The sequence below is a fragment of the Paenibacillus sp. N119s genome, from assembly GCF_059447605.1.
This window is the reverse complement of sequence record NZ_JCAJRU010000232.1, coordinates 1-7,588: the sequence shown is the minus strand read 5'-3', so window position 1 is coordinate 7,588 and position 7,588 is coordinate 1. Positions and strand designations below refer to the sequence as shown.

Sequence of the window (7,588 nt, the reverse complement as noted above, 5' to 3'; positions counted from 1 at the left end):
AAAAACTTATTGAATCTACTGGCAAAACACAGTACAATGAACCTAATCGTTCAACGATTCAAATAAGTATACAAGTCATGTTTTCGCGTCCTGTTTCGCCGATGATCAGATCGGTCAGACAGCAGCCTAGGGTTTGGCGACCCAAAGTTGCCGTGAAACTGGCTTTAAAGCTTTTCTAGGAAAAGCTTACCACGAGTCTAGCAAAACATGCTAGACTTTTTTCATTTGCCTACTAACCTCTTATTTCACATACTAAATTTTCTGATTTAGATCCATTGATTAGACATCGCATTCTAAGCCGCCTAACGTCCGTTTTAGGAGGTTTTCAATTCATCCCCTTGCTTTTGTAAGAAAAAACACATAAAATCCGTAATACAGCCCTTCTGTGGCGTCTGAAGAGCAGTAATAGGCAAAGCGACATCAGTTGTAATACATACCTACCATAAAGGAGGTTCACCCTATGAAATATTCAACTAAAGATCAAACAGCCAGCGTGCGGCATTGTCCTAAAGACCAGATCCAGCCTGCCGGCAACGAACAGGTGATGCGGATCGCACAGAAGGGCAAAGACAAATACAAACGCACCCTGAATAAGCTCGCCAAGAATTAAGACATTTGATCCCTTTGTCATGTTTTTTTAGTTCCCGTTTTTGGTTCCCAGGAAAAAGAAGAGGGCTCTTTTAGAAAAATCCGCATGGTTGAGCCATTCATAGAAAAAGTGCTTCCCCCCTCTTTCGTAGGAACCATAATCCGGAACTTTAAAAAGACCTGTAGTCGTCGTCAACTCTAACGGCCCCGGTCTTTCCGCTCCTTGCGACGGCTCCACTCCTTCTGCCGTTCAGCCTGTTCAGCTCTACGGCTGGCTTCGTCAAATACCTTCAGCGCATTGTCCAGCACTTTGAGTACAGGGTCATGCGATGTAGAAGCTGCTGAAGCCTTCTGCGAGAGAGAAGCCATTTCGTCCGGTTGCAGTACACGTCCGGCCAGATTGTTGACCTCGTTGATCTGCTTGGCTTCCGGATAGAATAAATGCTTGCCCCCGGCCCATGCCGGGTAGTCATTAATATTTTATGGTGTCAATGATCATTTTATTTTGTGAATGCAACCACAAAAACAAAGGGAGATGAAAGAAAATGGCAGCGCGCATCATACCTTTTCCACTACGAAATAAGCAGCAGCCTACAGAGGTTGATCCATTCGAGAAAGCCCTTGCTGAAATGGAAAATAGGCTTGGGGTTTCTGTTTCTGATTACTTGGGGTTTTCTGGAGACCCAGAAGAGACAGCTAGGATCGTAGAGCGTAATATGAACCGAGAGTCCTTAAAGATTCGCACAAAATTAATCTCAGTAAAAAAGTAGCTCCTGCAGGCAATGCAGGAGCTACTTTTTTACCTTGATGAAGAGGCCTGAAGCTTTCTTTGTTTCGTTTATCGCGTTTTACTTAAACAGCATCAAGCACCATACACTTTAGCTGTAACGAAGTTTATTGCTTGGGTAGCAGGATCACCAATCCAAAATGCATCAAAATAAACTCCTCTGCCATTATCCGCATAAACAATGCTTGCACCTTTAACTAAAAATATCCCTACAATAATGCTTGCTACCCAACCTGGTAGACCCAAAGACGAAAGAATACCGGTAAGAGTTCCTCCGGATATTGCACCAATTCCCCCAGCGTAAAGGGCTTTTGATTTGATATCATTTATTAATTGATGAGAAAAATAGATACGGTATCCCCACCAAAATAATTCATAATCCCAATAAGAGGAAGTGTTAATCGAAGCTGTAGAGAATTTATTAGTAGGTACTACCTTTAAACTGTTACTATCCGTTGTAGTAACTGTTACATCACCTGAGATATTCTTCGCTTGATTATTTGCCGAATCTAAAGCTTTATTAACGAGTCCAAGTTCCTCTTCAGTTAAATTTTTGGAAGCCTCTTCACTTAAAGCAAATGTTTGTGACTGTAGTTTTATGTAAGGATTTGCTTTGTTAATCAATTCTTGACTGAGTCCAAAGGTTGATTCTCCCTGTACTTCATTTGACGTTGCTGCTGCCAGTGCTGCTGTACTGCTGATAACAAGCATTAGCATAACAGATGCCATCAAAGCTGATATAAATTTCTTCATTTTACCACTTACCTCCCAATAATATGATATAATTGTAATAACGATACATAGAATAACATATATATATCACTTTTGGTACATTTTTTTAGAAGGAGTTGTCAAATATTGAAGAATGTTGCAACAATATTGATCGTTGGGTTCTTAACTGGAATATTGACTATATATATACTTAATGGAAAAATAAAGATGGATGGTTTTCTAGTTTGCTTTTTAAGCGCAGCAATAGTAGCAATAGTCTATCTGGCTGTATATTTAATAAAGAAAGTGCGTAAAAAATGAACACACTCTAAAATGAATCCGGATCTCCTGGACTCATTTATATAAGTTTCATCCACACACTACAGCGTTATCGCATTGCTTAGCTGGCATATGTATAAAATCCTGAATTTTGTGCACATGTCTGGCCCTCCGATCCGCAAAAACGGCCGTTTTTGACCTTCAGCGCCGATTAGCCTTCCGTGGAACAATACAAAAAAGCAGAGATTTGGCCATCTGGCCGATCTCTGCTTTTCTCGCGATTGCTCCGTTTTCCACCCCTGTCCATTTCCGAAAAACGCCCTTATTCTAACTTATCCTTCGGCGGCTCATGACCGTTTACTTCATTTAAAAGCTTCAGAACATTATCCCAATCTCTCGGCAACCGAATTTTTACCTCTTCTGCCGGCATTCTTCATCGTTAAAAAGATTCAATAGTGCACTTTCCTTTCCTGGATCCCCTTCGAAGGCTGAGTCATATGTGTCCGATATAAAGGGCGTATAGGCTTAAAAGATTCCGCTACCTGGAAGTCGTTTATATCGCTCTACAACAGCATTTACGGCGCTTTGATACTCAACACCACGATTCAGGAAGTCTAGCAGCGCACGAAAGGCTACAATGTCGTGATCTACAAAGGCTCTGGCTCGAAAAGATGCGTAGCGAAAGGGTTTTGTCCATGGCCCACTGACCAATCTCTGTTTTTCTCTCGATTTCTTTGATTTTCACCTATGTTCATCATTGGAAAATACACTAGGAAATCTATTACATGGTTGTAAAAATAACCTTTAGGCTCCCTATATTATAGATACTTATGATAGGAGGGCTCTATATGGTAAAAGAGGGAGAAGTATACAAATATTTCAAAAGAGAGATTTATCGTATTGGATGGAGATTACAATATCGAGAAAAAAAAATTCGGAATCGGGAATGTTCCTTACATAATAATGATCCTTCCTGTGAAAATTTTTCTACTTTAGTTGAAGAAAAAATATGGATCAAACAAATTTTAAGTGGTTTGCCCAAAAAAGGAGAACTGATTATAAAAAAACTTTACCTCGAAGGTCTAACTGAAGCTGAAGTAGCCGAACAACTTCATATCAGCCAACAGGCGGTGAGCAAATGGAAGCGAAAAATGATTCAGAAGTTATTTCAGACCGCGAACTATTGAAATTATTGAGTGCTGCTAAACAAAAAGATACACAAGCTATATTACAGATCATCGATCTGTTTAAAGAAGATATCTTACGAATAAGCCAATTCATCTATTTACAAAATGAAGATGCAATATCTGCAATTACACTTGAGTTTCTAGAGTTTATTTTGAAGTGATCAACAACATAAATTTTGTATTCTACCTATATTTCATTTCTATAAAACTAAAATCACAAAAGGTATGTAGAAATATTCTTCGTTTAGGTTGTTAAACAACCATGTAAATTACCCTATAAGTGAAGAGCAATTAAAGCGCGCAGCTCTCAACTCGAGTAAACCAAACTTTGGAGGTTAAATATTATGGCAAGAACACGTGAGTATGCTTCAACAATAACTGTAACAGCAGATCAACTAGCACAAATGCGTTCAGCACAAAGAGTTATTTATCGAAATGGTGGGTTCGACACAAATCATCCCGACTGGAATGGATTGGTGACTGGTTTGGCGGGATTTGGGGCCACTATTTTAGGACTTGTATTCATTGCTTCTACACCTGTAGGAATTGCAATGGGTGTAACATCAATAGTATCATCTTTGTTTGCTATTGGAAAAACTGGTGAAGCACTTGAGAGTCTAATCAAACAAGGAAATGAAGGTATGGCTGATGGGATTGAGTTCTTTGAACTTAATAAGAGATACGATATGTTAGAAATCAAGTTTCCATTTCTCGAATATAGTCTATCTGATGGAACAGTAATTCGTTTTGTAACAGGCGCAGGCGTGCCAGTTAGAGCTCATGTGGCTGGTAGTGGTTGGGAAATTTTTTAAACAAAAATATACTTCAAATTGCGCTGTATAATAAAAGAGGCAGAGGGGAGAGTTTCCCCCTGCCTTTTATATTTCAGAGACTCGTAAATTAGTTTCATCCCAAATTATCTTTTTAATGGAGCAATTTTTCAAGATTTTTAACAAGTGATTCATAGTCGAATTTATTAGTTACCTTATAATCATAAACTGAATGCTTTTCTTCTTTATCAAAAATAGTTATATCTGTGTTACTCCAGATAGTAATCGTAAACCTGGATTCACCGTTTACTCGAGCTCTGATAGTATAATTATCATTTAAAGATGTAATACTATCCGATTTTTTAAACTTTACGTTGGTGAATTCATTCATAATGTTCTTAATTTCTTTTTTATCAGTAACAACAGCATTTTTAATATCACCAGTTGATGTATCCTTAATAATATAAAGCGAAGTGATATCATCAACATTTATACGATCCAGTACAACTTTTTGAAATGATGTATTCAAACCTAATAAATAAACAATACTCGGAATACCTATCACTAAGACAATTACAATTATTGAAAGAATATTAATAGTACGCTTACTCATTATCATCACTTCCTCCTGATCCAATGGATGAACTTCCCTTCTTGATCAATACGGCCAGCTTAATCTACTTACTCCTACGATTGGGTAATACTTTGCCCTGGCAGTCAAACCATTCATACTTACACCTATAATTCTTGTTAAACAGTAATCTGTCCCATCATATTCGACGGTGCCTTCAATCTCATGCCTTCCGTATTGTGCCGCAAAGCGCCCTATACTACTATTTCAATCCTCCAGACCACCCTCCAATGTCCTCCGCAAATACATACACCATCTGTTCTCTGTATTCGGCATACTTTCATAGAAACCCTGTTGCGGAATGAAAAGTAAACACACACGTATACGTATACGTGTGTGTTTACTTTAATCCAAAATACACTCTTAGAGCTTCGTTTAGAATTCGAGTTTTTTCCCCTCTACCACCCTCAGCTCCAGCCCTATCAAGCCTTTTTTTAAGCTCATTTTCAATCCATACAGTATCCCTTTGATGCAGTTCTTCAAACTTTTTTTTCTTCGGCTTGGGCGTATATTCCGAAGATGAATCGTGCGAAATTCCATCAATCATTTCAGAATGAACGCTGCTGGCTGCTGTGCTTCTAATTTTGTTTTTCAAGTCGTCCATTTTAGACACGATCAATCAGCTCCTTAACAAATTCTCTATAAAGCTTCAATCCTTGATTTAATTCCGGATTATCTTTAAAACCATTAATAGATAGCCTTCCTATAACGGCTGTACGAGTCATGATAGTGCTAAAGCAAAGATCACCATATTCCTCTTCGATTAGCTCTACCAACGCCTTATTGTCCGTCCGTCTAGCGTCTATCAAAGAACGAAGTATACCAGCAATTTTCATGTCTTTATTGACCAAATTCTGTACATGAATGCATGTCTCCAAAAAACGACCAATCGCAGAGTAACAAAATTTACTCGCTTCGAACATAGCCACAACTGCATCCGAAGCAGCCAAAGCATTGATCGTCTGATCCCCTAGAGCTGGCGGCGTATCAATGATAATGTAGTCGTAGTCGTCCTGTACGTTCTGTAGAGTCTCTTTTAAAACAAGCGACCTATTACCCCTATACGACTCATACAACCACGAAGGGAACCTAGCCAAATGATCTTCTGCTGTGAGTAGATCAAGACCAGGTACAACATTATGTACATACTTTCGAGCATCTTTTTCTTTTAAAGCCTCAAAAACGGTTCTTTCGTGGAAATTATAGATATCCTGTTGAGTTAATAACTCAGTCAGATTCCCCTGTGAGTCCAAATCCACCGCCAAGACCCTCTTATCGTATTCTTGGTTCAAAATATATGCTACGATCCCCGAGGTCGTCGTCTTACTTGAACCACCTTTTTGAATACCAAAAGAAATCACCTTCCCCACCCCATACCCCTCCTCATATCCTAATAATTTAAGTATACAGTACACGTACGTATACGTAAACACAAACGTACACGTACGTGTAAATAGCAACATATGCAGTCGTAGCACCGCCCCCTACCGCAACAAACACCTATTTATAATTTATCACTGTATGAAAAGTTGCAAATAGAGTATCTAAAAAAGATACAGCCTACCGCTATCCAAACTAGCTTAAAGTCTGTGGACAACTACGCTGAAGCCCAAAACTATCCACAAACCCATTAAAAAGGAAGCCTTGCTACGCAAGCCTTTGGACTGAAAACATGCTCCCCACGCCCACCCCTACATTAAGGTGAACTGAAATTTTGTGTTGACTGCTATGCCGAGTTATGGCATGGCCTTTGCGAGTTGGACACAGTTCACCTTATCCCGGAAATCGATAATTCACGGGATAAGGTGATCCTGGAATGGCCTTGCCGTCACGCTTCGGGGAACGGCTCCCGGCTTTGTTTCCATCACGCGCATTTGCGCCTACTGATTCAATTACTTGGACTGGTTACGGTTCCTATGACCAGTCTGCCACCACAGCATACAGTAGCTTCTCTAACCGTGGTCTTACCTCCCTTGAACGGTTTCCAGCAAGGTTCTAACGGCACTTCACCACGTACTTTTCGGAACGGTCACGGCTCTGGATGGAGTCACATCCGTATCAAGCCGTTCTTCGTTTTGCCTTACGTTGGACTCACCTTTCGGCTTTTGGTTATGTGTCTACACGCCCAACATGCCCCCGTCCGTGCTTGTATCTCACGACAGTAGGTAGACGGGGGCCAAGCCGGCTTCACTTTGCACCTGGTTGGGGCGCTAGTGTAGCCACGGATGAACGTGGCAACCCGGAAATAACCGCACGCTTGGGGTAAGGCTCCCGCCTGTACGATGGACAGTTTTTTTACGTGTTATTCCTGTCATCTTTGTTACTGTTTAAACCACGCAGCTTGGCAAAGCTGAAATGCCTGATTACCTAAAAAAGACAATAGGAAATCAAGCCCTCGAACGTCATTTTTTCAAAAAAAATAGTTCGAGCGCCAGAACATATGAAATTTTTATGTATGATCAAACACCGCGCCACTGCTGGCACTATGCTGAATCAGCAAACCAAAAAAGCCCCTGATTCGCACATCTCACGGATCAGGGGCTTCAACATATTATCTCAAAAACTTATTGAATCTACTGGCAAAACACAGTACAATGAACCTAATCGTTCAACGATTCAAATAAGTATACAAGTC

The 7,588-nt window shown here is 40.0% G+C and carries 12 protein-coding genes; 7 read left to right on the top strand and 5 right to left on the bottom strand.

Annotated elements, in window-relative coordinates; all coding sequences use genetic code 11:
• Nucleotides 1-460 precede the first annotated feature (460 nt).
• Nucleotides 461-610 (top strand): hypothetical protein, encoded by a 150-nt coding sequence (locus AC5V8P_RS21005; protein WP_155762512.1) that lies wholly within the window; start codon nt 461-463, stop codon nt 608-610.
• Nucleotides 611-786: 176 nt separating this feature from the next.
• On the opposite strand, the gene AC5V8P_RS21000 is transcribed toward AC5V8P_RS21005, so the two are convergent.
• Nucleotides 787-957 carry a hypothetical protein gene (locus tag AC5V8P_RS21000; RefSeq protein ID WP_155762513.1) on the bottom strand — a complete coding sequence of 57 codons (171 nt, stop codon included), beginning with the start codon at nt 955-957 and terminating at the stop codon, nt 787-789.
• Between the two features lie 176 nt (nt 958-1,133).
• On the opposite strand from AC5V8P_RS21000, the gene AC5V8P_RS20995 reads away from it, so the two are divergent.
• A complete protein-coding gene (locus AC5V8P_RS20995; protein ID WP_064795782.1) occupies nt 1,134-1,358 on the top strand; it encodes a hypothetical protein in 225 nt (74 codons plus the stop codon).
• 92 nt (nt 1,359-1,450) lie between these two features.
• Here the strand turns inward: AC5V8P_RS20995 and AC5V8P_RS20990 are convergent, their stop codons facing one another.
• Nucleotides 1,451-2,128 carry a hypothetical protein gene (locus AC5V8P_RS20990; RefSeq protein ID WP_064795783.1) on the bottom strand — a complete coding sequence of 226 codons (678 nt, stop codon included), beginning with the start codon at nt 2,126-2,128 and terminating at the stop codon, nt 1,451-1,453.
• A gap of 1,085 nt (nt 2,129-3,213) precedes the next feature.
• Between AC5V8P_RS20990 and AC5V8P_RS20985 the strand changes: the two genes are divergently transcribed.
• The 3 genes from AC5V8P_RS20985 (at nt 3,214) to AC5V8P_RS20975 (ending at nt 4,364) form a co-directional block, all read left to right on the top strand.
• Nucleotides 3,214-3,552 carry a sigma-70 family RNA polymerase sigma factor gene (locus tag AC5V8P_RS20985; RefSeq protein WP_064795776.1) on the top strand — a complete coding sequence of 113 codons (339 nt, stop codon included), beginning with the start codon at nt 3,214-3,216 and terminating at the stop codon, nt 3,550-3,552.
• Nucleotides 3,504-3,713 carry a hypothetical protein gene (locus AC5V8P_RS20980; RefSeq protein ID WP_064795777.1) on the top strand — a complete coding sequence of 70 codons (210 nt, stop codon included), beginning with the start codon at nt 3,504-3,506 and terminating at the stop codon, nt 3,711-3,713. The genes AC5V8P_RS20985 and AC5V8P_RS20980 overlap by 49 nt, the downstream gene beginning before the upstream one ends.
• 183 nt (nt 3,714-3,896) lie before the next feature.
• Nucleotides 3,897-4,364 (top strand): hypothetical protein, encoded by a 468-nt coding sequence (locus AC5V8P_RS20975; RefSeq protein ID WP_064795778.1) that lies wholly within the window; start codon nt 3,897-3,899, stop codon nt 4,362-4,364.
• A 112-nt stretch (nt 4,365-4,476) separates the two neighbouring features.
• Here AC5V8P_RS20975 and AC5V8P_RS20970 read toward each other — a convergent pair whose 3' ends face one another.
• From AC5V8P_RS20970 to AC5V8P_RS20960, 3 genes are all read right to left on the bottom strand, one after another.
• On the bottom strand, nt 4,477-4,935 hold the full coding sequence (locus tag AC5V8P_RS20970; RefSeq protein ID WP_064795779.1) for a hypothetical protein: 459 nt from the start codon (nt 4,933-4,935) through the stop codon (nt 4,477-4,479).
• A gap of 358 nt (nt 4,936-5,293) precedes the next feature.
• A complete protein-coding gene (locus AC5V8P_RS20965) occupies nt 5,294-5,557 on the bottom strand; it encodes a hypothetical protein (RefSeq protein WP_231116755.1) in 264 nt (87 codons plus the stop codon).
• A gap of 1 nt (nt 5,558) precedes the next feature.
• The gene (locus AC5V8P_RS20960; protein ID WP_064795781.1) at nt 5,559-6,323 is read right to left on the bottom strand and encodes a ParA family protein; all 765 of its coding nucleotides are present in this window, start codon (nt 6,321-6,323) and stop codon (nt 5,559-5,561) included.
• Between the two features lie 387 nt (nt 6,324-6,710).
• Between AC5V8P_RS20960 and AC5V8P_RS20955 the strand changes: the two genes are divergently transcribed.
• Together AC5V8P_RS20955 and AC5V8P_RS20950 are read left to right on the top strand one after the other, a co-directional pair.
• The gene (locus tag AC5V8P_RS20955) at nt 6,711-7,118 is read left to right on the top strand and encodes a hypothetical protein (RefSeq protein WP_231116753.1); all 408 of its coding nucleotides are present in this window, start codon (nt 6,711-6,713) and stop codon (nt 7,116-7,118) included.
• Between the two features lie 290 nt (nt 7,119-7,408).
• Nucleotides 7,409-7,588 (top strand): hypothetical protein (locus tag AC5V8P_RS20950; protein WP_495473826.1); only part of this gene is annotated, 180 nt, incomplete at its 3' end.

Excerpts from the sequence above, each read along its gene's own strand:
- AC5V8P_RS21005 (WP_155762512.1), top strand. The coding sequence starts at position 461 with ATGAAATATTCAACTAAAGATCAAACAGCCAGCGTGCGGCATTGTCCT.
- AC5V8P_RS21000 (WP_155762513.1), bottom strand. The coding sequence starts at position 957 with ATGGCTTCTCTCTCGCAGAAGGCTTCAGCAGCTTCTACATCGCATGAC.
- AC5V8P_RS20995 (WP_064795782.1), top strand. The coding sequence starts at position 1,134 with ATGGCAGCGCGCATCATACCTTTTCCACTACGAAATAAGCAGCAGCCT.
- AC5V8P_RS20990 (WP_064795783.1), bottom strand. The coding sequence starts at position 2,128 with ATGAAGAAATTTATATCAGCTTTGATGGCATCTGTTATGCTAATGCTT.
- AC5V8P_RS20985 (WP_064795776.1), top strand. The coding sequence starts at position 3,214 with ATGGTAAAAGAGGGAGAAGTATACAAATATTTCAAAAGAGAGATTTAT.
- AC5V8P_RS20980 (WP_064795777.1), top strand. The coding sequence starts at position 3,504 with ATGGAAGCGAAAAATGATTCAGAAGTTATTTCAGACCGCGAACTATTG.
- AC5V8P_RS20975 (WP_064795778.1), top strand. The coding sequence starts at position 3,897 with ATGGCAAGAACACGTGAGTATGCTTCAACAATAACTGTAACAGCAGAT.
- AC5V8P_RS20970 (WP_064795779.1), bottom strand. The coding sequence starts at position 4,935 with ATGAGTAAGCGTACTATTAATATTCTTTCAATAATTGTAATTGTCTTA.
- AC5V8P_RS20965 (WP_231116755.1), bottom strand. The coding sequence starts at position 5,557 with ATGGACGACTTGAAAAACAAAATTAGAAGCACAGCAGCCAGCAGCGTT.